Here is a 22337-nt window from a genome sequence, read left to right as displayed (position 1 = left end):
AAAAACAATGAGTCAATTTATAGAAGGGCTGAAACGGCATAGTTTAGAAGATATAAGAGTCTGTGCAAAGGCGGACTTACATAATCATTTTGTGCTTGGAGGAAGCCGCGAGTATATAAAACGATATAAAAATATAGAGATTATGCCGCTTGAGAGGCCGCTTTCATCCATGCAGGAAATGAATGGATGGAGTGATAAGTATATCGGTTCGAGATTTGATTCTTCGGATATGAGAAAGTTTCTGATTGAAGCGACTTTTCAGCAGGCAAAAAACGATGGTGTGACGGTTTTAGAGATTGGAGAGGATGTCTGGGGGCTTGGAGAGTTTTTTAGAAATGACATCCATGAGCTTATCAATGCTTTTTATGAAGCGAAAGCGAAGATCGCTCCTGACATGGAACTACGGCTGCAAATCGGGCTTTCCAGGCATTGTTCCATTGGCTATCTGGAGGACTGTCTTTCGCATTTTTGGGGGAACAGTGCTTTCTATTCGATTGATTTGTATGGAGATGAGATGGCGCAGCCTATTGAAACGTTTATACCCGTTTATCGCCGGGCTAAGAAAGAAGGCCTTCGGTTAAAAGCGCATGTTGGAGAATGGGGAAGTGCACAAGACATCCAAAAAGCAGTGGAATTGTTAGAGTTGGATGAAGTACAGCATGGTATTGCGGCGGCTTATGATAAAGGGATTATGAGGTTTTTAACGGATAATCACATCCGTCTTAATATTACACCTACAAGCAATATATTACTGGGCAGAGTGGAAAAGCTCAAAGAGCATCCGATCTCATTGCTCTATAGGAACGGGGTTGACGTTACGATTAATTCAGATGATGTCCTGATGTTTGATTCGGATGTTTCAAAAGAATACCTGCGCCTACATGAGTCGGGATGTTTGTCAGCGGAAGAGTTGGATGATATACGAGAAAATGGATTGAAAAGTATTGAGGAGATTATTACGTGAGTATAGCAGTCAATGAAAAATTGGTGACTTGGATTGAAGAAAAAGTAAAAAGTGAATATGCAGATGATATCAGTCTGGCATTGCTGTATGGTTCATTTGTAAATGGAACAGCAAACTCCAGATCGGATATAGATTGTTATTTTATTCCCCGGACAGAACGGGGGTATCGGCTGGCAGGAACTTTTATGATTGCGGGTGTAGGATATGACATCTTTCCGATGGACTGGGAACGTGTCCGAAATATTGCAAATTTGGAGGAGGGTCTTCTTCCGCTTGTCGGAGATGTAAAAGTTCTTTATTCTTCTTCGGAAGAGGATTTAGGGAGATTCCGAGGGCTGCAGGTTCAAATGAAAGATAATCTGGCTGATAAGCAGAAATCGCAGACGGCCGCACGAAAGAGGGCCGAATCCGCTTATAAATTATATCAGGATATGTGTAAGCCGAATCCGCTTGTGGAAATTCGGAAACTGGCTGGACATATCATTATGCAATTAGCAGATGCCGCGGCGATTTACAACAATGACTACTTTCACTGCGGCCTGAAAATGCAGTTCCAGGATTTGCTGAAGCTGCAGAAAGAAAAGGACATACCGATCCGGATCTGTGAGGAATATTTACATACGGTACAGGCAAAAACAGCGGAGGAATCTATCCGGCACAGCTATGGGATGCTTTGTACGGTGGGAGAGTATATAGGAGTGAGTTTTTCAGAGGATTTGTCAAAGGATCATGCAGAATCCGGGGAAACAACGGAGGTAAAGGATTCTGCACTTTTGGCTGGATTATATGAAGAAATCAGTTCCACATTTAATAAAATCTATGTCTGCTGTGAAACGAATAATTACATACTTGCATATTTGTCTGCCGTATGTCTGCAAAGGGAATTAGACGATGCGCACAGAGAGTATGGCTCTGAAAAGTATGATATTTTGAGTTTTTATGAGTGGGATGATCTGCAGAAAATGAATCTGGCAGTTAAGGCAGCAGAAGACCATTTGGTTCGGTTTATAGTCGGCAGCGGAGGAGTTATAAAGAGATACAGTACTTTTGAGGAATTCCAAAGGAGCGCCTGGGCATGGTAATTACAGGTATTGTTATTATGAAATGATCTAATGGAGGAGTGTTGACGGTGGATATACAAGGATTCTGGGATGCTGTGCTGAAACAGGATACACGCAAAATCGAAAAATATTTTTGGGATGACGCCTATATTAACTGGCACTGTACCAACGAACATTTCAATGTTAAGGAGTACATAAAGGCGAACTGTGAATATCCCGGTGACTGGGAAGGCGAAATCCAGCGGGTAGAGCAGGCGGGGGATGTGAGCATAGTTGTCGTACATGTGTATAATCAAGATAAAAGCCTTTCTTTTCATGTGGTTTCCTTTCTGCGGATAAGAGACGATAAAATCTGTTCTGTGGATGAATATTGGGGAGACGATGGGGCTGCACCTGACTGGCGTTTGGAGATGCAGATAGGAACAGCGATTTTGGAGTGATTTCCTGCGGGAGTATCAGCTTTGAAAATTGTGTAAAGAGGTGTGGCATGTATAAAGAAGAATTGAAAGAATTGGCGGATCAAATGATAAGGCGGATAGATTTTCTGGATGGGGCCGTTAAGGAGGTTTCAGAAGAGGCATTGTCTAAGGGACGTGTACTTGATGTACGCTGGCGGGGAAATGTACATTTTGTATTGCAGACGTACCATTCAGATTGGGGCTGGTATTTTGCAGAGCGAAACGGGGAGCGTGTTTCCAGCCTTTATCGCGTGGGCAGATTTGACGAACGGTTTTATCAGGCAGTGCAGCATTTTGTAGGGGAGATCAATCAGGGTGATTTTGGCCATAAGCGGACAGCGAGTGAAAAGCTTGCAGAAATTATTGAAAAACGGCAATTGACAAGTTACATGAATACTACGAAGTGGATCGAGTTCCTTCAGGTGATGACAGAAGAGATGCCTCTAAAAATTCCCTATGCTTATCGTACACTTTTTGATGTGGACGGAAGAAATGATGACTTATTTGACACTTGCTATTGCAGTGAATGTTTTAATGGTCATGACTTTAAATCATTAGAATGGGTAAAAGTTAAGCCGAAATTTTGCGAGAGAAAGTACCGGGGAAGGCTGATTGAGGATGAAGAAATCTGGCATGATTTGGAAGGGGAGTTTATCAAAGGGATGAAGAAATATTCGATTCCATATGAAGCGGAGGATGGGATGTATATTGTTTATGGCTACCGGTAGAAATATAAGTTTTAGTCTTTGGATCAGGAGTGTACAATATGCTTAACCCTTGGGAAGAAATTTTATTAGATGATTATGAAAATCATATGCAGTTAGATACTGTTATGCAGCTGCAGGCGATGAATAAAATGATGAAAGGCCAGCTTGGGGCTTATTCAGTTTCCAGTGTGATGATATTAGGCATTGCCGGAGGAAACGGTCTTGAGCATATACGAAAAAATAAATATAGAAGAGTATATGGAATAGATATAAATTCTTCCTATTTAAGAGAGGCCGCCCGCAGATACCCCGATTTAGCAGGGATTTTAAAATGTCTATGTTTTGATTTGACGAGAGACGCAGACAAGCTGCCAGAAGCAGATTTGCTTATTGCAAATCTGCTGATAGAGTATATTGGATACGAATGCTTTCAGGAAGCGATTTTGCATGTAAATCCAAATTATGTTTCTTGTATCATTCAAATTAATATGAACAATAACTGGGTTTCTGATTCACCTTATCTCCATACCTTTGATGGGTTGGAGAAAGTATATGCTCAGATAGAGGAACGGCCATTGGAGATTTTGATGAACAAAACAGGATACAACAAAATCAAGACATTGAAGCATCTGCTTCCTGATGGGAAGAAACTTGTGCAGATGGATTTTGAAAGAGGGAGGGGATTTGATGAAACGGTCCACAGTCGTAGCGGAATTTCCTTGTGACTGCAAGACGGTCTGGGATATTGTTACGGATAATAAAAATTATAGATGGCGTAGCGATTTGTCTAGAATTGAAGTGATTAATGAAACGTGCTTTGATGAATATACAAAGGAAGGATTTGTGACCCGTTTCCGTATCACAGAGAAAGAGCCTTATCGAATATATCGATTTGCTATGGAGAATAAGAACATGTGCGGAAACTGGATCGGCCTGTTCGAGAAACGGGACGGTGGGACACAGATTACTTTTACAGAAGAAGTCCAGGTAAAAAATCCCATTATGAACCTGTTTGTAAAGGGCTACCTAAAAAAGCAACAGGCAAAATATATTGCAGATTTAAAAGAGGCTATTAGGAGTTAAAGGAAATGAAAAGAAATGGGGACATGTAAAATGGAAATACAGTTTAGGCAACCATCTATAATGCAGATATGCGACCATATCTGGCTTATGAATGATAATAATGAAGCAACAGGATACGTCGTGGTTGGAAATAAATATGCTGCAGTGATTGATACGATGATAGGGCTGGTAAATGTAGAAGCGGAGGCTCGAAAGTTGACAAATTTACCGCTTATTTGTGTGAATACACATGGGCATTGTGACCATATCGGCGGAAACTGGAGTTTTGATGAGGCGTATATCAATTTTGCGGATTTGCCTGTAGCAAAAGAAGCTCTGTCTATTCTTGAGATTGAGGCGGCCAAGCAGCAGTTTGATCTTAAGTATCCAGAATTTTTGCCAATTGATGATGGACAGGTATTCGATTTGGGTGGAGTAAAACTGCAGGCATATTACTTGCCAGGGCATACCGCGGGTGAAATTGTTTTATTAGACCGGGCGGACCGAATCCTGTTCACAGGAGACGGTGTAATTGAACAGATTTGGATGCAGCTGCCAGAATCTCTTCCAATAAAGACGCAGATCCAGAGCATGCAGCGGATTCAACATCTTCGGAATGAATTTGACACGATATTAACGGGTCACAGCCGCTGCCCTGAGAAAGCAGAGTTATTCGATCATTTACTTCTGGCGGCTATTGACCTGGAAAATGGAAACACTGCGGAAGATATCGAATATCAATGGTTTGGTGGAACGTGCAAAGCACATCCTTATGGCAGAGAACCAAGAAGAATTGTTTATCAAGGATAATTTATTATTAGTGCATCTGTTTGCAATGTGAAACGGCTAAAAGCAGATGAAAAAACGCTGGAAGAATGGGTTTTTGATAAACAGAAAGCAGAGGTCATTTTTGCTGTCGTGGATGACGAGGAGATTGGTTTTGCACTTTTCTTTCATAACTTCTCTACGTTTCTCGGAAGGGCGGGTATCTATCTTGAAGATCTGTTTGTAAAACCTGAATATCGTGGGAAAGGTTATGGAAAGGCGATTCTGAAAAAGCTGGCGGTTATCGCGGTTGAGCGTGGGTGCGGGCGATTGGAGTGGTGGTGTCTTGATTGGAACAAGCCTGGTATTGATTTCTATCTTTCGCTGGGGGCAGAGCCTATGGATGATTGGACGGTATATCGGATTACTGGCGATACACTGTCTGATCTTGCAAGCTTTTGAACAATGGATTCTATTTTATGGGGTGTTAGAATGGTGCTGTTAATTGTCGATACACAAAAATTGATTACAAACAATGAACTATATCAATTTAATCTATTTGAATCACGTGTCAGACAACTGATAAATAAGGCTCGCAGCCGCGGTGTTGAAGTCATTTTTGTCAGGCATGATGATGGCAAGGAGAATGGATTATTAAAAGGTACGGAGGAGTTTGAAATATATGATGGATTCCAACCTGTCGGGAGTGAAGTTATCTTTGACAAGAACGTAAACAGTGCTTTTAGAGGGACAGGATTATTGGAATATTTAAGACAAAAAGAAGAAAATACTGTTATTATTGCTGGGCTGCAAACAGAATATTGCATTGATGCTACTATAAAAGCGGGTTTTGAGCATGGTTTCAAAATGATAGTTCCGGCAAATACCAACAGCACATTTGATAATCAATATATGTCGGCGGCTCAGACCTATAAATACTATAATGAATTCATGTGGAATAAACGGTATGCAGAATGTATTTCTTTTGAACGAACGATAGAACTAATGGAGGAATGAGAGATGGGTGATACGAAAATCAGCTATGATGAGCAGTTTGGTATCGGGACTTTTAAGAGGGAAATCTGCTCGGAGCTGGGCGAACCGTTTTGGCTGGAGCTGACAGATGGTCTTGTTTTGCCGGATATGGAAACCGAGGCTGGCTGCAAGTGCTGCAATATGCATACATTTATATGCCGGTTGGAAGCGATGGCAGACGAAAAAACTGTACGGAAAATTCTATACAGAGTGCGGCATGGAATACATCCGTCTCAGTCTGCGTGGGCAAGGGAAGAGTTTCTTGAAATCGGTGATTTAGATATGTTTCTTCAAAAGCATTTGGAAACAGAGACAGAACGTTTTATTGAATTAAACCGGGAGCATAAAGATTTCTATGGGCAGGAGATCACGGATGAGGTGTTGGAATTCATTCAGAAAAACCCATTTATGCTTGCTCCGATCCGGCATGGAAATAAACTGCACTGCATGGCATTTCCATATAATATGCGGGAATATCTCGATGCCGCTGATGATACGATGCGGCGTTACCATGCGTGTCATTGCCCGTTTGCGAAGGAATCTATTTTGTCCGATATGCCGATATCTCCGATTTTGTGTTACTGTAGCCTTGGTCATGTGATGAATTTTACGGAGGCATTCCTCGGCCGGGAACTTGAGGGCAGAGTGGTACGTTCTGTGCTGAACAAAGATTTGACCTGTGAGTATGAAATTACGATTCCAGAGGATATTATGACCCAGTACATAGCACCGCGCGGAATGGAGAATGTTATAGACACAAGAAAAAATGAATAATATCAAATCATGGAGGGGTATGGAATGCTGCTGGAACTGATCGTTTTGTCAATAATTGGTATTATATTTTTGATTGTCGGCTGGTCTATTTGGAAAAGGGAGAAGATAAATCTCATACATGACTACCATTATAAGAATGTGGCGGAGGCAGATAAAAAAGAGTATACTGCGCTTATGGGAAAAGGTGCAATCATAATTGGAATAGGAATCATTCTTACAGGAATTATAGATTTTATTACGCAAACTGGATGGGGTTGGACTGCATTTGGGGTTTGTTTTGTGAGTGGATTTGGACTTATGGTTTATGCAGGGATGAAATATAATTAAAATTTATCGTCAGGAGATATCATTGTTTTGGCAAGGTTTAATGCTCAATTATGAATTGTGAAATCAGATGAAAGAATATGAAGATTGGAAATTGCAATATGGAGGTGGCGTTTGGGTGAAAAGAGAACTTGGGATTGCAAGATGTGGACTTGCTTGCTGTTTATGCTCTGAGAATGTCGGCTGCAATGGCTGTAACTCTGGTGAATGTCCTGATAAAGAATGGTGTGAAAATCGTACTTGTTCCATCAAAAAAGACAGTTCTGGAAGGAAAGCCCGTTGGATTTGTTTCATGGAATCCGACAAACCTGCCTGAATCAGCAGAAGTCGGGCACAACTGCATTTTGACGGAATACAAGGGAAACGGCTATGGGAAACGACAAATGCAGGAAGCGGTTCAGCGTATGATTGCGCAGGGAGCAAAAAAGATAGTTGTTTGGACAAATGAGATTTGCGTTCCCGCTCAGCACACTTATGAAAGTGTGGGATTTCAGTTTGTAAAAAAGAGTGAGGAAACATTCTCCGAATATGCGGGGCAAAGAATACATTATGAAATTATAGTATCGTAAAGAATCGATAAATGAAATCAAGAGGGATAAGAAATATGAAGATTGATAAATGCAAAAAAGCCTCTTTTGTTGTGATAGGAAAAGAGGGTTCAACATCAGATGGAGAAGGATTTATCCAAAAGCTTTGGGATGATGCAAATTCTCATTTTGGAGAAGTTCAGCATTTGGCAAAGAAAGACGAAAATGGCAATATCGCTGGCATATGGGGAGCAATGTCTGATTTTTCCCGGTCTTTTCATCCGTGGGAGGACTTTTGCAAGGGGCTTTATCTTGCCGGAGTAGAATGTAATGATGATGCAGAAGCTCCTAACGGATGGACAAAGTGGGTGGTTCCCGGCTATGAATATATTTATGCGGAACGTGAAAATGAGGACACTTTTTCAGAGGTGATAAAATATCTGGGAGATAATGGTCTTCAACTGACAGGGGCAGTTCATGATTTTTCTTGTCCGCAGACTGGAAAGAGGTATATGTTTTTTCCGATTAAAAAGCTGTAAAGAGATAAGAGCTGGGAGATACGGATAATGGATATGAGACAGATTTTAAAGTATCTGGCTGATTTAAGCGAGAATAATAATTGGGAATGGTATCGTGCATATAGAATGGAAAATGACAGATCCCCGCTTAATCCATCTTTTCGTGCACATATTTCATCTAAGGGAAAGCAGCCTGTCCCAGTGGGATATTATCTGATGATCAAATCAGGCGGACAGTCTTTCCTAAGAGGGGGATTGTCTACGAATATGTTTAAGGATGCTACTACTATGATTCGGGATTATATTGCAGAACATGGAGACGAGTTTGGAGAAATTATTCATTTTCCTGAGTTTCAGAAATATTTTGAGGTACAGGGTACATCGCTGAAAAATGTTCCATGTTATGAAACCGTTTAATGATTATCTGAACAAAGCACTTGATGGATTCCGGATGCCCACAAGATAGAATTATAACCTGGATTACTTGGGGTGATATGATCGTGAGGCGAGATTAGATCAGGCAGCCGAACTGACAATTGCATATTGAAATGGTATATCGCCTGCTCCGGTATGATAAGACTGCCTTTCAGTCAGTAAAAATGGACAGTTTTTTGCAATGATGATATACAAATGGGAAATCGAAACAGATATCAGCAAGAGAGGAATGCTGAAAATGGGTAGAAATAAGGGAGAATCAAAGAAGATGGGGCAAAAATTCTCTGAGATGAGCCTTGGAGAATTATGGCGGTTATTTCCGATTATTCTGTCAGAGCCTAAGGCATATTGGAAAGAGTGGTACATAGAAGAAGAGGCGAAACTAAAAGAAGTCCTGCCGGCAGACCAGGTCGTCCGCATCAGCCACATCGGCAGCACGGCGATAGAAGGGATTTGGGCGAAGCCAATCATTGATATTCTGGCAGAAGTTACTAAGGACAGCGATCTGCAGTCTTTTAAAGAATATCTTACTTCTGCAGGGTATTTATGCATGTCAGAAAACAGCCGGCGCTTATCGTTTAATAAAGGATATACGGAAAAGGGCTTTGCGGAGAAGGTTTTTCATCTGCATTTGTGCAGGGAAGGCGATAACGATGAACTGTATTTCCGTGATTATTTGAATCAATACCCTGATACAGCCAAAGAATATGAAAAGTTAAAACTTGGGTTATGGAAGCAATACGAGCATAACCGTAATAGCTATACGGATGCAAAAACAGATTTTGTAAAGAAATACACTTTAATAGCAAAGGATATTGCAGTTTTTAAAACAATGTAACTAGGACTGGAACTTGGAGGAAACAGATGGAATATATCCCTGCAAAGACAATCGTAACGAAAACGAAGGCTCCTGCAAAATGGTTTGGGATTGATTACAATATGAATATTTACAAGGGCTGCTGTCACGGCTGTATTTATTGCGACAGCCGTTCGGAGTGCTATGGAGTAGATGATTTTGACAAGGTGCGCGTTAAGGAGAATGTGCTGCGGATCATCAGGGATGATTTGCGCAGAAAAACAAGAAGCGGGGTGGTAGGAACCGGAGCCATGAGCGACCCATATAATCCCTTTGAACGGGAACTTGAACTTTCAAGGCATGCGTTGGAATTGTGTGATGCGTTTGGGTTTGGCGCGGCGATTGCGACAAAAAGTTCGTTGCTTTCCCGGGATATTGATATTCTGCAGAGTATCGCAGAACATTCTCCAGTGCTTTTGAAGATTACAATCACAACGGCAAGGGATGATTTGGCAGAGAAGATAGAACCGAACGTTTCACGCCCGACGGAGCGCTTTGAAATGATAGAAAAGCTTGCCAGAGCAGGGCTTTATACAGGCATTTTGCTCATGCCGGTTCTGCCTTTTATTGAGGACAACCGGGAAAATATCGGTGAGATTATCCGGAAGGCAGAGGATACAGGGGTTAAATTTATCTATCCTGCATTTGGCATGACTTTGCGGGGCAATCAGAGGGCATGGTATTTTCAGAAACTTAACGAACAGTTTCCAGGAGAGGGTCTGGTGGCAGCCTACCGAAAAAGGTATGGGGAATACTATGAATGCACCAGCCCACAGGCGAGAAAACTGTGGGAATATTTCTCGGAAGAATGTCAGAAAAGACAGATTGTATACCGCATGGAGGATATTATAAGCCAGTATAAAAGACCATATAAGGTTACGCAGATAACGCTTCCGTTTTAGGTAATATCCAAAACCTCCTAAGCAGACTTGGTCTTATGCCGGAGGATATGTCGGTACACTTGCCGTACAGCCGGATGGTGCGATGAACATGATCCACATGCTCTAAAGCTTGATTCTAATGACCATTCAGAAAGTCCTCCAAGCCATTTTCGATGACCCGGAAGAAATATATTCGGATCTAATTCAGATAGTATATTTCAAGCGAGTTAAGGCAAGGGTTCCTTTATGGGCTTCTAGCATTTTGGTAAAATCAACTCTGGTAGCTGATACACGTTCATTCCGAATTTTTACACAATAACTGTGACAACATATTTTGAAACTGCGCATTTTCCTTATTAGTACTAAAGAAAAAGGCTTTATCAATCCCTTCAACATCTATAACCGCTTGTTGCGCAGTAATGTTGAGCTAAACATTATTGTGCATCGCAGCGATGCTTTCAATCAGTTGTCCGGCAGCTTCTGCAATCTCTTTGGAGGGCAGGAATTTATGGGTATTACAAAGCATACCACTATCAAACAAGACATTTATAAAAAGCAAAATTGCCCTTACCCTGACGGTTCATGCTATTGGCTATATGTTGTCTGTCGCTGTGTTTTTGATACGGTTCCAGTTTAATGCCATTTGGTCATTCACACTTTTGGCTGTACCGGCATGTTATTCGGTATTTACTGCGGTACAAGGAACTTATATAAACTGCTGTTTTCCCAGATTTGATTGGGATAATGAGATGGTAGTGGTAAAGCAAAGCATATCTGTTATTCTATCTGGCGTAATTGGAATGATATGTATTGCTGTACCAGTATTACTTCATTGGTTTTTAGGCATCCCGCTTGTGAGAGTATTGTGGGGGATGGCGGCTATCCTTATAGTTTTGTCGGTTATTCTCTATTTTAAAGCATGTGGTAAAAAAATTATTTAATGTTGTAGGAGGATGTTGCTATGAAAAAAAATATCTTGAAGGATGTGATCGTGTTTTTGGTTATGCTGGCAGTAGTGGCGATTGTATGCTGCTTTTGTCCAGACAGTATTCCAATCCATTTCAATGCGTAGGGAGAAGCAAATTTGTTCGTGAATAAATGGTTTCTTCTTCTGGGAACGGTGATACCTTACTCAGTTTATTTTCAGTTTTTGCGCCATGGCGGAAAGGGGGATAAATGAGCGGAAAATATCCATACCAAAAGCTTGCCAAGAAATTGAAATACCGTATATTGATAAATGATAATTATTCTTACATTGAAAGAGAGCGTACTAAGGAAATTGCTGCGTTTCATAATCAGTTATATACAAATCTTTCTTTCTTAGGTTTTTCAAAGCAGGAAATTTTGGCAATGATCCAAAAGTATATTGAAGAGTGAGGGGAATTATTTTCCGCATAAATAAGAGTAGGTGGAAGAGACAGATTTTACCACCTAAAATTTTCAAAAAGGTATTGCTTGTGACGTCGCGTAATGACTTATAATATTTAACTATAGGGTTCGCGAAACGGTTCTTATAATATGTATCAGGAGGCAAAAAGATCATGATAAAACACAAAGCGATACCGCAAGGCTATATGACAGTTGGAGAAGTGGCAAAGAAAATGGGCGTTACCGTCCGTACTCTGCAATATTATGATAAAGAGGGGCTGTTCTCTCCATCAGCAGAAAGTAAAGGCGGGCGAAGACTTTATACGGATAAGGATTTGATTACGCTCCATCAGATTATATCTCTGAAATTTTTAGGGTTTTCTTTAGACGATATAAAAAAACGCCTGACTTCTTTAGATACGCCGGATGATATTGCAAATGCCCTTACGGAACAGGCAGATGATATACGAAAAGAAATAGAACGTTTAACAGCTTCTTTAACCGCGATAGAACAGTTTAAGAAAGAAGTGCTTCAAATGCAGGAGGTAAACTTCAAAAAATATGCGGATATTATTGTCAATCTGCAGATGAAAAACGAATTTTATTATCTTATTAAGCGGTTTGATGATGACACGCTTGACCATATACGTAATCGATTTGACAAAGAAAGCGGCCTGGATTTTATGGATAGATTTAACCGTTTGAGTGATGAGATCTTACGGCTGCAGAAAGATAACGTACCGCCCGAAAGCGAAAAATGTCAGCAAATTACAGAAGCTTATTGGAATTTGATCATGGAGTTTACAGGCGGGGATGTGAGCATGATCCCTAAACTGGTGGAAATCGGAAATATAGATCATGCAGCAAATGAATGGGAAGAAAAGCAAAAGATAGTAAACGATTATTTAGAGTCGGCTTTGCAAGTTTATTTTTCAAGACTTGGGGATAATCCGCTGGGGGAGGTGGAGAAATGAAGAATGCGATACAAGTCCATGGATTAGAGAAAAGCTATGGCAGCCATATTGTTCTTCGAGGACTTGATCTTCAGATTGAGACAGGGGAGATTTTTGCCTTGCTTGGCGTAAATGGTGCAGGAAAAACAACGACTCTTGAATGTATCGAAGGTTTGAGAAAATATGACAGCGGTATGGTTACTGTAAACGGGAAAATGGGTATCCAGTTACAATCCTCGTCGCTGCCGTCCTACATCAAGCCGATGGAAGCCGTAAAACTATTTGCGAAATGGAATAAGGCAAAGATTGATTTCTCTATGCTTGATACTCTCGGCATAAAAGAAATTGAAAGGAAGCAATATATTCAGCTGTCAACAGGGCAAAAAAGGCGGCTGCATCTCGCGCTTGCTCTTTCCGGCAATCCAGATATTATTTTTCTTGACGAGCCGACTGCGGGGCTTGATGTGGAAGGCAGGCTGTCACTGCATGATCAGATCCGAAAACTCAAGTCACAAGGGAAAACTATTGTTTTGGCAAGCCATGATATGGCAGAGGTAGAAGCCTTAAGCGACCGTATTGCGATTCTGAATGATGGAAATATTGTGTTTTGCGGTACAGCTTTGGAACTGACCGAGAAAGTCGGAAAAAAATATATTGTCCATATCAAAACACAGCAGGGTAATAATACGTTTGAAACGGACAATATAGAAGATACTTTGCTTTCGCAGCTCGGAGAGTTAAAGCACAAGGGAATCGGAGTATTAGATATTAAAGTTGACAGAGGCACGCTGGAACAGCATTTTATTGAAATGGCAAGGAGGACAGAAGAATGAGTGGTTTTTTATATGGCGTGGCGTTGCAGTGGAAATTGGATATAAGAAGCAAATCTTTGTTAGTTACCTGCTATATCGTTCCGCTTATTTTCTTTCTTCTCATGGGAGGTATCTTTACCTCTGTTATGCCTGAAATGAGAAGCACCTTGATACAATCCATGATTGTGATGGGCGTATCAATGGGGGCGTTTATCGGATTGCCGCCATCGCTGGTTGAAACTTATGGAAGTAATATCAAAAAGGTTTATCAAGCAAATGGGGTGCCTTTATACTTAGGCCTTATCACAATGTTTCTTTCAGCCTTTATCCATTTGATGATGACCTGTATCATTATACTGCTGCTTGCCCCGATACTGTTTGAAGCGGCTTTACCGGTACATTTTCCAGAGTTTTTTCTTGCTCTTGCCATATATATTATTGTATCGCTGAGTATTGGGAGCATATTAGGGCTGATTGTAAAAAATCAGGCGAAACTGACGATGATAGCGCAGCTTGTGTTTTTACCCTCTATCATGCTTTCTGGGATTATGTTTCCCACTCATATGCTGCCGGATTTTCTTGAAACCATAGGGCACCTTTTCCCTGCTTCCTGGGGATACCGACTGATGTTGGATCATGGATTCCAATTTGAAAATATGTGGTATTTGATCCTTGTATTTTGTGCGGCAGTAATCGTTTGCGGCGTACTTTTAAAGAAACAAAAGTCTAAATAGTTAAAGAATAGGCAATCGGACATCTTATTCGCCAAATAGAACAGGCGGCAGGAAAAATCTCCTTATCTCGCCGCCTGTAATAGCTAATTTGTTATGCCGTAATAATGCTGAATGGCATGAGCAACATATGCAGAACAGCCTGCACCAAACTGGCTATCAGTTGCTTCTGCAAGTTTTGCACTCTGTAAATATTCTTTGGCCAAATCAAGCAAGATATTTCTTGCATTATCAAGTGCAAACATCTTCTTATAATTTTCTGCAAGCATTTCAACAGCGGAATGTGCCATATCCATATCGTTAGACTCTTTTGCAGCCATAAATTGTTTATAGATTTTGGCATTTTCATCTTGTTCCTGTTTTATTTCTTCGATATTCCCGGTTGACTGCATAATGGCCTCTATTGCTTTTTCTTTGCTGCCATACCATTTCAGCAAATCCGCAACAGCCTGTTCGTTTGTAAAACCTGATGATAAATGCTCTTTGTATTTTTCTATGCTCCCCCAATTTTTCACTTGTTCATCAATATGCTCTTTCGACATAGATTCCAAAGTATGGTTTACGATTTTCTGTACATCTTCGTTAGTAAATGCTTCAAAACTCATAGTATTAACTCCTTTCATCACATCTGTTATTAATTCAATGATTCCATTCAACCGATTACGTTTCTGTTCCAGTAAATTTTTTTGAGTTAGTAAAGCCTGTTCCTTGTCATAATTAGGGTTTTCCATGATTTTTTTATATCAATCAATGGAATATCTAATTCTCTAAAGAACATAATTTCCTGCAACTTTTCTAATGCTTTGTTGTCATAGAGCCGATAACCGGCTTCCGTTAATTCCGTTGGTTTTAGTAGACCGATTTCATCATAATATCTCAACGTCCTTATACTTACTCCGGTTATTTCTGACATATCTTTTACGGTTTTCATTATTTCCTCCTTTCGGTTTAATCGTAAACCGTTACGCCACGAGAGAGTCAATACGTAAATTAAAATTTTACCTTTTTTCTTCTGACAATTATAAACAAATATCAAAAGTTTTCGTACTGGAAGCAGCATAAAAATGCCAAGTAACAAAAGAAATAGTAATGGCATTATCTGCCGCACATTTTAGAATGTATGCAAAAACTGTCCCTCAGTTTGCAAAAATGGAACAGTGCCTTGTGAAAGGAGTATATAGCTGATAAAATTAAATAATGCATTCGCTGCCGTTCCATGTACGGAAAAATAAGGAAACCTCTGTATTGTGGGAGTTGAGATTGGTGAAAGAATAGGAAGGTATTTATTGATTATAGATAACGGAGTACATAAACAGGCAGAGTTTAAGAAAAACCTTGTAGATATTTTTTTCTAACCATTGGTTAGAAAAAATTGAAGTATATTTAACTGTGCCTCCATTGTGTAAATTTTCTTTTTTTGCCTATACTGAAATTATAAAGCGCAGGATAATCAAAAGGGGGAATGTGCGGTGGAATTAAAGCTTGGCGCTAATATAGCGGCGCTGCGCAAGGCAAAGGGGATGACCCAGGAACAGTTGGCGGCGGCGCTTGGGATTTCTTCGCCTGCGGTCAGCAAGTGGGAGACCAACAGTTCGTATCCTGATATTACATTGCTCTGTCCATTAGCAAGAGTGTTGGATACCAATGTGGACATGCTGCTGAACTATGAAAAAATACTGTCCAGTGATGAGATTGAACAAAAGCTGAATGAGATTCTGTCTGTTGCCCGTGCCGGAAGATATCAGGAGGCTGGGAATACACTTGCGAACCTGCTTCACCAGTATCCGGCCAGTGTGGAATTAAAGTATGAGGCGGCCGGTATTTTTACAGTATTTGAAGCAGTCTGCCCGGACGCAACGAGGGAAGAGAAGAAGAATTGGAAAATGCAGAAAAAAGAGCTGCTCTACGCGGTATATAAAAGCGGAGTGACCGAGTATTGGCAGCCGGCAGCTACTGCGTTAGCGGCAATGGCAGTTCTGGAAAATGATTTAGAGGAAGCGGAAAGGCTTCTGGGAGAGCTTCCAGAGCTGACAAGTGATCCGACGATTATCCGGATGGAGCTGTACCTGCGCCGGGGAGAACGTAGACGGGCTGTGGAACTGATCCAAAACCGGCTGCTGCAGCTTGCACGCCAGATACAGACCTGTATGACGTGTCTTTTGGATGAAAAACTGGAACCAGATGCAGAAAGGGCTTTAGAAATCGGAGAACTGAGCCGTCAGTTTGAATCCTTGTTCTTTAACCGGACTCAGCTGAGTGATGCCCTAAAGATTGATTTATACCGCCGTATCGGAAAGCCGGAGGAAATGATTGAGAACCTCTGCCGGTATCTTGAAACGTTGGAAGTCCCCATGCAGTCTCTGAACAGAACACTGTTTTCTGCGATAGAAATTAAGACGGAAAGCAGCGAGGAATTGAAAAAACTGCAGCAGATTATCTATATGACAATGCAGAAAGCCTGTAAAAGTGATGATTATAAAAATAGTCCTGCATTTTGTGAGGCGATGAAGAAGCTGAAAGACAGTCTTTCTGAAAGGAAATGATAGAAAGGGGCATATTATGATTCGAAGACTATTAAAAAACGTTCTTGGGGAAAATTTTACGGAAAATAATGCGAAACTGGCGACTGTAAACTTTGGTGTCATATTGCTGATGTTTGTACTATCCGGAATTATGCTGCTGTTCCTTCCGGAACAGATTTCTATTCTGCATATGGGCGAAACTTATTATCCGATACCCAGTGTTCTGGGAGTGTGGCTGTTTCCGATTATTGCATTGATCGTGAACCTGCTGTTTATCCGTCAGAACCGCCTGACTAAAATGAACAGTGGTGTTTTTGTGATTCTTCTGGCAGTTATGATGTTTTCCTATGTGAATATGATGTGAAGACTGTGCTTGGAAAGGCTGCCTTATGAAACATATCTTATGTAAAATTTTACTTCATAATAAGACGCATCTGGTGGTTGCCGCTTCCTTTATGATAATAGGCGCCTATATAGGATATTTAATCTGGTATATATTGGATTCGTATCTTCCGGCTGCGGCAGCAGATAACGGCTATGTGTTTGTATCACTGATATCGGTTTGGCTCTGCGCGTTTTGGGGAATCTATCAGCTTCCTGACCAGTTGTGTATGAACCGTCGGATTAAAATGGTTCTTTGCTATCCGGTGGAGGCACAGACGATTGTAAGTGTTGTGGCTATGAGGATTTTTATTTTGCAGTCAGGAATTTGTGCTGCATTCCTTTATCCGTTTTTTCTTTTTGAAGCACATCGTCGAAGAAAGGCAGTTTTGGCATTGTTGTTTTGCTGCATCCTTACAGGTGTTTTGGATATCGGGGTTATCTTGTTCTCGATTTTTCTTAGCAGATTTTGTGCCTGTGATATAGTGGGATATGCCTTTGTTGTATTTCAATATGGTTCTTTTTTAGTGCTTGCCTGGCTTGCGGGGAATGTAGTTTTTGCCCTTTGGGGATATATTGCCGGAAAAAGTCAGGCCGTCCCGAAGGAACAGGAATTACATGTTGCTCTTTGGGTATGGGCTGCGGCATTGCTGGGGTTGACTGTTTTAATAATGGCTCTGAGGTTTGCCGCGGAGCATTGGTATGTGAGGGGCTATCTGAATGTACAGGACTTCCGCCATAGAGAAGCCGGGAAACGGCCGACAACGTCCCATATTACACACCCGTATTTCCTGCTGGAGTGGAAACGTGTTACCAGAAATAAGGAACTGATCTTCTTTTCCAACATCAAGAATATGATAACAGTGATGATTTTATCCAGGCTTCTGTTCTACAATTTCAGCCAGATTGGCCTGACAGGAACCTATGTGGAAGAACTGTTCCTGCTGATGTCCTGTTGTTCGGTTAATACCATCTCCAGTACAGCCTATTCCAGTGATGACAATAAATCCTGTTATGCATTTCTCCCCATTTCAGGGCAGAGGCTGTTTTTATGGAAAACAATACAGGGATTTTTATGGGGAGAGATTACAGTATTTCTATTTTGGTCCATCCTGATATGTTTGGAGAGGCTGCCGGTTCTGAGCGCTTTCCTGCTCCTGCTTTATGGTACTTCCATGAATTATGTCTGTTCGTGGTTAGGCGTCCTCATTGATTTAAAAATGCCCCGGACTGTAAACAGTACGAACGAACTGCTCCATGGAAACATAAGTAAAGTGCTTGTGTTGATTACAGCAACAATTTTAACTGTCGGGGAAATATTTCTGTCCAGTAGGAAATGGCTTCCTGTGCCGCTCCTTCCATTTGCTTGTCTTGCGGGTGCGGGGGTGGCTGCAGGAGAGATTTGCTTCTGGCGATTTTGCAAAGGAGTTTTTTATGATACAGATTCATGAACTGTCAAAAAGCTATGGCGGCCGGAAGATTTTTGACAGGGTATCCTGCCAGATGGAAAATGGTCGGATTTATGCCCTTGTGGGGATGAACGGGATTGGAAAAACAACGTTGCTTCAAGTAATTACACAGCCGGAATGTATGGATTCGGGGACAGTTATCATAGACCATATCGAAAGCCGCAGTTTTCAGTCCAAATACCATTTCTTTTATGTTCCGGACAGTAAGGAAATGTTTCTGAATCTTACCGGGAGGGAGTATTTACGATTTATAACCCGTCTGTACCGGCAGGAACCCGAAAAAGCGGAAATAATGCAAAAAGGGCTGTTGGAGTCCTTCAGGCTGGAAGAAGCGATAGACACATATATCGCGAATTATTCCCTGGGAATGAAGCAAAAAATCTACATGGCTGCGGCGCTGTTGTCCGGGGCAGAAAATCTGATCCTAGATGAACCGTTCAACGGGCTTGACCCGGAAAGTGTCTTGACATTGAACGAAATATTGGCAGAGCGGCGTGATGATGGAGCTATGATTTTGTTTTCTGTTCATAACCTGGAGCTGGCGCTTGATTTTTGCGATGAGGTAATGCGGATTGATGGGGAGCATAATCTATCTAAAATCCAGTAAAATATATGGTCACAGATGGGTGGCAGGGGAACGTAGATATTAAAAAGAAGAATGAGTTCAGTGTAACGATGGTGTTAAAGGAAAGGAGACAGGTATGAGTATCAACAATGTAAGCAGTATGGGGATGAACCCGTATGACTACGCATGCAGCAGAAGGAAAACGATGAGTACAAGTAATTTTGCAGAGAAGGCGAAGGAAGCCTCGGAAGAAAGGGATACAGTTCAAAAAACTGTTTTATCTGCATGGGCGGGGGATATGGTAATCTCGCAACCGCCGAATTATTTTGGTTTTATATATGACGGCAGCATATCGAATAAATCCAAAGAAGAAATGACCATGGACGAATACAAACAGTGGTTCATGAATGAAATGTCGGGCATGCCTGTCAGCGGATGGTATCGTTCTACCTGCGTGGGAGGGACACTGACAATTACGGAAGAATGTTTTGAAAGAATGAAAAATGACCCGGAGTGGGAGAAAACAGTATTGGGTATGGTAAGGAACATGTATTCCAGTACCGGTCTTATGGGTTCTAAGATGATTGGGAATCAGGTCATCGGGGCACGCCGGAACAGTGCTACGGGGAAGGGATACCTGTAAAAGATGCTTCACCACTTTCCGAAAGTAATGAAGAATCATGGTGGGAGAAACGGCATGAAAGGATGGAGAAACTGATGGAAGAGTGGGAGAAAGAGGCATTGAAAAGAGTACGTTCACAGAAAGCTGCGGTGCAAGGGAATTATCTGACAAGTCTGATGGCAGGCGAGTAGATACAAAGCGGTAAAAATGGCAGAAAAACGGATAATCCCCCTCTGAAAGGGGGTGCAATTATACACTACTTGGGAAGTGGTGCATTGCGCCCGGCAGACAGCAAATGATTTCTGTGGATTTTCAATCTGTTCCAATCATCACAGGGGAAACTACACTTCCTCTGCGCTGGCTTCGCCAGCTATCCCTTTGTGGACTTTTTTATGAGATAGCGTATAATGGAGCCAGCGACAAATAGGAATTCAGGAGGTATCAGCGATGAAATATAATAAAGTTATAATGTTAAAAAATGGTATTGAATGCTGTTTGAGAAATGGAATGGAATGTGATGGGCAAGCTGTATTTGACAACTTTAATTTGACACATGGAGAAACCGATTATTTACTTACCTATCCAGACGAAAATTGCTTTGATGTTATGCAGGAAAGTCAATTCCTAAAAGAGAAATCGGAAAGTAAAAATGAAATCGAAATAGTTGCCATAGTCGATAATGTAGTTGTGGGAACCGCTGGGATTGAAGCAGTGGGGAAAAAATATAAGGTACGACATCGTGCTGAATTTGGTATCAGTGTTGCTAAAGAATTTTGGGGGCTGGGGATTGGACAGGCATTAACTATAGCGTGTATTGAATGTGCAAAGGTTGCGGGATATGCCCAGCTTGAACTGAATGTGGTTGCCGACAATGTAAGAGCATTATCCATATATAAAAAAGCTGGGTTTGTTGAATATGGCAGAAATCCTAAAGGCTTTAATTCTCGATTAGCAGGATTTCAAGAAGTTATTTATATGAGATTGGAATTATGATAAACATATAAATCGGAGTTTAGGAGGTAAAAGACATGATATTGAAGAATAAATATCCCATATGTGAATTTGATACCAGTAAAAATCCAATTATTCATCCAACTAATTTTTGTCATAAAAGTCTTCCGGAAAAATGTGTTATTACCTTTTTTAGGAAGGAGTTGGATCAATTTGTTGTGGAAAACAATCTTCCAGTCATTGGTTATCTTAATTCAGAAGTATTTGATATACCTGTTTATGAATATGTATATGGTGCAGATAGACTTTGTATTACGATGGCATTTTGTGGCGGGCCAGGTGCGGCTGTAACGCTTGAAGAACTACATGCTATGGGATGTAAAAAATTCATAATTTGTGGGGGCGCAGGGGCCTTAACAAAGGATACTAAAGTAGGAGAAATTATTATCCCGATCTCTGCGATTAGAGATGAGGGAACATCCTATCATTACTTAGAGCCATCTCGAGAAATTGAATGCCATAAAGAGACGGTTGAGATTGTTGTTTCGTGTTTGAAACAAATGGGGATTCCATTTACAACAGGAAAAACATGGACAAGCGATGCCATATACAGAGAAACCCTTGATATGATTGAATTAAGACGAAATGAGGGATGTATAACTGTGGAAATGGAAGCGGCAGCTTTTTTTGCGGTGTCTCAATATTATAATATTCCGCTTGCTCAGCTATTATATGCGGGTGATGATGTAAGTGGTGAAGTGTGGGATTCTCGAAATTGGAATATGCAAAAGAATATACGATATAATTTAATTTCCTCTGCAATTGAAGTTGTAAAGAGATTGTAATAGATTTTGTGCGGAGGCTGTATATGGAAGTAACATTATTAAGGGCAAATATTGACAATGCAAAAGAGCTACACGCTATGCAGGTCGAAGCTTTCAAAGAATTATTGGAGAAATATCAGGATTTTGACACCAGTCCTGCAAATGAAAACATGGAAAAAGTAGAAGCACGCTTGAAACAGGACTTTACATTTTACTATTTTATCTGTATCGGACAGCAAAAAGTAGGAGCTATCCGTATTATTGACAAAAAGGAAAACGGAAAAAACAAAAGAATTTCCCCAATATTTATATTGCCGGAATTTCAAGGGAAAGGCATTGCACAGAAAACAATCCGGCTGTGTGAAGAAATGCATGGAAACGAAAATTGGGAACTTGACACAATTTTGCAGGAGTCTAAAAACTGTCATTTGTATGAAAAAATGGGGTATCGCCAAACAGGTAAAACAAAGGTCATTAACGAAAGACTCACATTAACATTTTATGAAAAGAAGGAGGCAGACATAACATGAATGTAATCATACTTGGTTCCGGAGGCTGTGTCAGCACGCCAAGGGCATGTTGTAATTGTCGTGTTTGTATAGAAGCGCGGCAGAAAGGATTTCCTTATGCAAGAACGGGGTGCAGTCTGTTTGTTGAAGATGTGAATCTATTGATTGATACGCCGGAAGATATCTGCGTGTAGTTGAGCAATTGAAAATGGACTGACTTGCCAATTCACTGGGAAAGAAACCCGATCATCCGATAGAACTGG

At 40.9% G+C, this 22337-nt stretch carries 32 protein-coding genes and 1 pseudogene; 31 read left to right on the top strand and 2 right to left on the bottom strand.

The features are described from left to right. Positions 1 to 7: 7 nt before the first annotated feature. From GN277_RS28550 to GN277_RS28445, 22 genes and pseudogenes are all read left to right on the top strand, one after another. On the top strand, positions 8 to 964 hold the full coding sequence (locus GN277_RS28550; protein ID WP_159757744.1) for an amidohydrolase family protein: 957 nt from the start codon (positions 8 to 10) through the stop codon (positions 962 to 964). After that, entirely contained in the window at positions 961 to 2046 is a 1086-nt protein-coding gene (locus GN277_RS28545) for a nucleotidyltransferase domain-containing protein (RefSeq protein WP_159757741.1), read from the top strand. The genes GN277_RS28550 and GN277_RS28545 overlap by 4 nt, the downstream gene beginning before the upstream one ends. 47 nt (positions 2047 to 2093) lie before the next feature. Continuing rightward, positions 2094 to 2465, top strand: coding sequence for a nuclear transport factor 2 family protein (locus GN277_RS28540; protein ID WP_159757738.1), 372 nt, complete (start codon positions 2094 to 2096; stop codon positions 2463 to 2465). A 47-nt stretch (positions 2466 to 2512) separates the two neighbouring features. Continuing rightward, complete coding sequence (locus GN277_RS28535; RefSeq protein ID WP_159757735.1) at positions 2513 to 3211, top strand: DUF6678 family protein; 699 nt, start codon at positions 2513 to 2515, stop codon at positions 3209 to 3211. 38 nt (positions 3212 to 3249) lie between these two features. Next, entirely contained in the window at positions 3250 to 3915 is a 666-nt protein-coding gene (locus GN277_RS28530; RefSeq protein WP_159757732.1) for a class I SAM-dependent methyltransferase, read from the top strand. Beyond that, positions 3878 to 4273: an SRPBCC family protein gene (locus GN277_RS28525; protein WP_159757729.1), complete on the top strand. Its 396-nt coding sequence runs from the start codon at positions 3878 to 3880 to the stop codon at positions 4271 to 4273. Before GN277_RS28530 ends, GN277_RS28525 begins: the two co-directional genes overlap by 38 nt. Before the next feature lie 87 nt (positions 4274 to 4360). Beyond that, the gene (locus tag GN277_RS28520; RefSeq protein ID WP_159757726.1) at positions 4361 to 5062 is read left to right on the top strand and encodes an MBL fold metallo-hydrolase; all 702 of its coding nucleotides are present in this window, start codon (positions 4361 to 4363) and stop codon (positions 5060 to 5062) included. 27 nt (positions 5063 to 5089) lie between these two features. Next, positions 5090 to 5479, top strand: a complete 390-nt coding sequence (locus GN277_RS28515; RefSeq protein ID WP_244325022.1) for a GNAT family N-acetyltransferase — start codon at positions 5090 to 5092, stop codon at positions 5477 to 5479. 30 nt (positions 5480 to 5509) lie between these two features. Then, the gene (locus tag GN277_RS28510) at positions 5510 to 6034 is read left to right on the top strand and encodes a cysteine hydrolase family protein (protein WP_159758030.1); all 525 of its coding nucleotides are present in this window, start codon (positions 5510 to 5512) and stop codon (positions 6032 to 6034) included. Positions 6035 to 6037: 3 nt separating this feature from the next. Next, positions 6038 to 6826, top strand: a complete 789-nt coding sequence (locus tag GN277_RS28505) for a hypothetical protein (protein WP_159757723.1) — start codon at positions 6038 to 6040, stop codon at positions 6824 to 6826. A 9-nt stretch (positions 6827 to 6835) separates the two neighbouring features. Continuing rightward, entirely contained in the window at positions 6836 to 7153 is a 318-nt protein-coding gene (locus tag GN277_RS28500) for a DUF3784 domain-containing protein (protein WP_244325056.1), read from the top strand. Between the two features lie 115 nt (positions 7154 to 7268). Continuing rightward, positions 7269 to 7406: pseudogene (locus tag GN277_RS32275) on the top strand (DUF3795 domain-containing protein); the annotation flags it as partial. Next, positions 7339 to 7719 carry a GNAT family N-acetyltransferase gene (locus tag GN277_RS28495; protein WP_244325055.1) on the top strand — a complete coding sequence of 127 codons (381 nt, stop codon included), beginning with the start codon at positions 7339 to 7341 and terminating at the stop codon, positions 7717 to 7719. The pseudogene GN277_RS32275 and the gene GN277_RS28495, both read left to right, overlap by 68 nt. Before the next feature lie 35 nt (positions 7720 to 7754). Next, positions 7755 to 8216 carry a GyrI-like domain-containing protein gene (locus tag GN277_RS28490; protein WP_159757720.1) on the top strand — a complete coding sequence of 154 codons (462 nt, stop codon included), beginning with the start codon at positions 7755 to 7757 and terminating at the stop codon, positions 8214 to 8216. A 27-nt stretch (positions 8217 to 8243) separates the two neighbouring features. Further along, positions 8244 to 8612, top strand: a complete 369-nt coding sequence (locus GN277_RS28485) for a DUF2461 family protein (RefSeq protein ID WP_322101308.1) — start codon at positions 8244 to 8246, stop codon at positions 8610 to 8612. A 286-nt stretch (positions 8613 to 8898) separates the two neighbouring features. Next, complete coding sequence (locus tag GN277_RS28480; RefSeq protein WP_159758021.1) at positions 8899 to 9468, top strand: GrpB family protein; 570 nt, start codon at positions 8899 to 8901, stop codon at positions 9466 to 9468. A gap of 26 nt (positions 9469 to 9494) precedes the next feature. Continuing rightward, positions 9495 to 10388: an SPL family radical SAM protein gene (locus GN277_RS28475; RefSeq protein WP_159757717.1), complete on the top strand. Its 894-nt coding sequence runs from the start codon at positions 9495 to 9497 to the stop codon at positions 10386 to 10388. Between the two features lie 313 nt (positions 10389 to 10701). Further along, positions 10702 to 11004: a hypothetical protein gene (locus GN277_RS28470; RefSeq protein ID WP_159757715.1), complete on the top strand. Its 303-nt coding sequence runs from the start codon at positions 10702 to 10704 to the stop codon at positions 11002 to 11004. Positions 11005 to 11543: 539 nt separating this feature from the next. Next, positions 11544 to 11744 (top strand): hypothetical protein, encoded by a 201-nt coding sequence (locus tag GN277_RS28460; protein ID WP_159757712.1) that lies wholly within the window; start codon positions 11544 to 11546, stop codon positions 11742 to 11744. A gap of 164 nt (positions 11745 to 11908) precedes the next feature. Further along, positions 11909 to 12709 (top strand): MerR family transcriptional regulator, encoded by an 801-nt coding sequence (locus tag GN277_RS28455; RefSeq protein ID WP_159757709.1) that lies wholly within the window; start codon positions 11909 to 11911, stop codon positions 12707 to 12709. Then, complete coding sequence (locus tag GN277_RS28450) at positions 12706 to 13521, top strand: ABC transporter ATP-binding protein (RefSeq protein WP_159757706.1); 816 nt, start codon at positions 12706 to 12708, stop codon at positions 13519 to 13521. The genes GN277_RS28455 and GN277_RS28450 overlap by 4 nt, the downstream gene beginning before the upstream one ends. Next, positions 13518 to 14234 carry an ABC transporter permease gene (locus GN277_RS28445; protein WP_159757703.1) on the top strand — a complete coding sequence of 239 codons (717 nt, stop codon included), beginning with the start codon at positions 13518 to 13520 and terminating at the stop codon, positions 14232 to 14234. The genes GN277_RS28450 and GN277_RS28445 overlap by 4 nt, the downstream gene beginning before the upstream one ends. 83 nt (positions 14235 to 14317) lie before the next feature. Here GN277_RS28445 and GN277_RS28440 read toward each other — a convergent pair whose 3' ends face one another. Both GN277_RS28440 and GN277_RS30750 read right to left on the bottom strand, forming a co-directional pair. After that, the gene (locus GN277_RS28440) at positions 14318 to 14962 is read right to left on the bottom strand and encodes a MerR family transcriptional regulator (RefSeq protein ID WP_244325054.1); all 645 of its coding nucleotides are present in this window, start codon (positions 14960 to 14962) and stop codon (positions 14318 to 14320) included. Continuing rightward, positions 14923 to 15162, bottom strand: coding sequence for a MerR family transcriptional regulator (locus GN277_RS30750; RefSeq protein ID WP_244325053.1), 240 nt, complete (start codon positions 15160 to 15162; stop codon positions 14923 to 14925). The genes GN277_RS28440 and GN277_RS30750 overlap by 40 nt, the downstream gene beginning before the upstream one ends. Before the next feature lie 538 nt (positions 15163 to 15700). Here GN277_RS30750 and GN277_RS28435 point away from each other — a divergent pair. The 9 genes from GN277_RS28435 (at position 15701) to GN277_RS30745 (ending at position 22268) form a co-directional block, all read left to right on the top strand. Beyond that, on the top strand, positions 15701 to 16774 hold the full coding sequence (locus tag GN277_RS28435) for a helix-turn-helix domain-containing protein (protein WP_159757700.1): 1074 nt from the start codon (positions 15701 to 15703) through the stop codon (positions 16772 to 16774). 16 nt (positions 16775 to 16790) lie between these two features. Then, complete coding sequence (locus GN277_RS28430; RefSeq protein WP_016220623.1) at positions 16791 to 17117, top strand: hypothetical protein; 327 nt, start codon at positions 16791 to 16793, stop codon at positions 17115 to 17117. A gap of 25 nt (positions 17118 to 17142) precedes the next feature. Continuing rightward, positions 17143 to 18585: a hypothetical protein gene (locus GN277_RS28425; protein WP_159757697.1), complete on the top strand. Its 1443-nt coding sequence runs from the start codon at positions 17143 to 17145 to the stop codon at positions 18583 to 18585. Further along, positions 18569 to 19210, top strand: coding sequence for an ATP-binding cassette domain-containing protein (locus GN277_RS28420; RefSeq protein WP_159757694.1), 642 nt, complete (start codon positions 18569 to 18571; stop codon positions 19208 to 19210). Before GN277_RS28425 ends, GN277_RS28420 begins: the two co-directional genes overlap by 17 nt. Before the next feature lie 94 nt (positions 19211 to 19304). Beyond that, positions 19305 to 19811, top strand: a complete 507-nt coding sequence (locus GN277_RS28415; RefSeq protein WP_159757691.1) for a hypothetical protein — start codon at positions 19305 to 19307, stop codon at positions 19809 to 19811. A 426-nt stretch (positions 19812 to 20237) separates the two neighbouring features. Beyond that, the gene (locus GN277_RS28410) at positions 20238 to 20783 is read left to right on the top strand and encodes a GNAT family N-acetyltransferase (RefSeq protein ID WP_159757688.1); all 546 of its coding nucleotides are present in this window, start codon (positions 20238 to 20240) and stop codon (positions 20781 to 20783) included. Between the two features lie 35 nt (positions 20784 to 20818). After that, entirely contained in the window at positions 20819 to 21586 is a 768-nt protein-coding gene (locus GN277_RS28405; protein ID WP_016220616.1) for a nucleoside phosphorylase, read from the top strand. Between the two features lie 23 nt (positions 21587 to 21609). Then, complete coding sequence (locus tag GN277_RS28400) at positions 21610 to 22095, top strand: GNAT family N-acetyltransferase (RefSeq protein ID WP_016220615.1); 486 nt, start codon at positions 21610 to 21612, stop codon at positions 22093 to 22095. After that, complete coding sequence (locus GN277_RS30745) at positions 22092 to 22268, top strand: MBL fold metallo-hydrolase (RefSeq protein ID WP_244325052.1); 177 nt, start codon at positions 22092 to 22094, stop codon at positions 22266 to 22268. Before GN277_RS28400 ends, GN277_RS30745 begins: the two co-directional genes overlap by 4 nt. Positions 22269 to 22337: the final 69 nt, after the last annotated feature.

This window comes from Sporofaciens musculi, assembly GCF_009830285.1.
Taxonomy (GTDB): domain Bacteria; phylum Bacillota; class Clostridia; order Lachnospirales; family Lachnospiraceae; genus Sporofaciens; species Sporofaciens musculi.
This window is presented reverse-complemented; position numbering and strand designations above follow the sequence as displayed.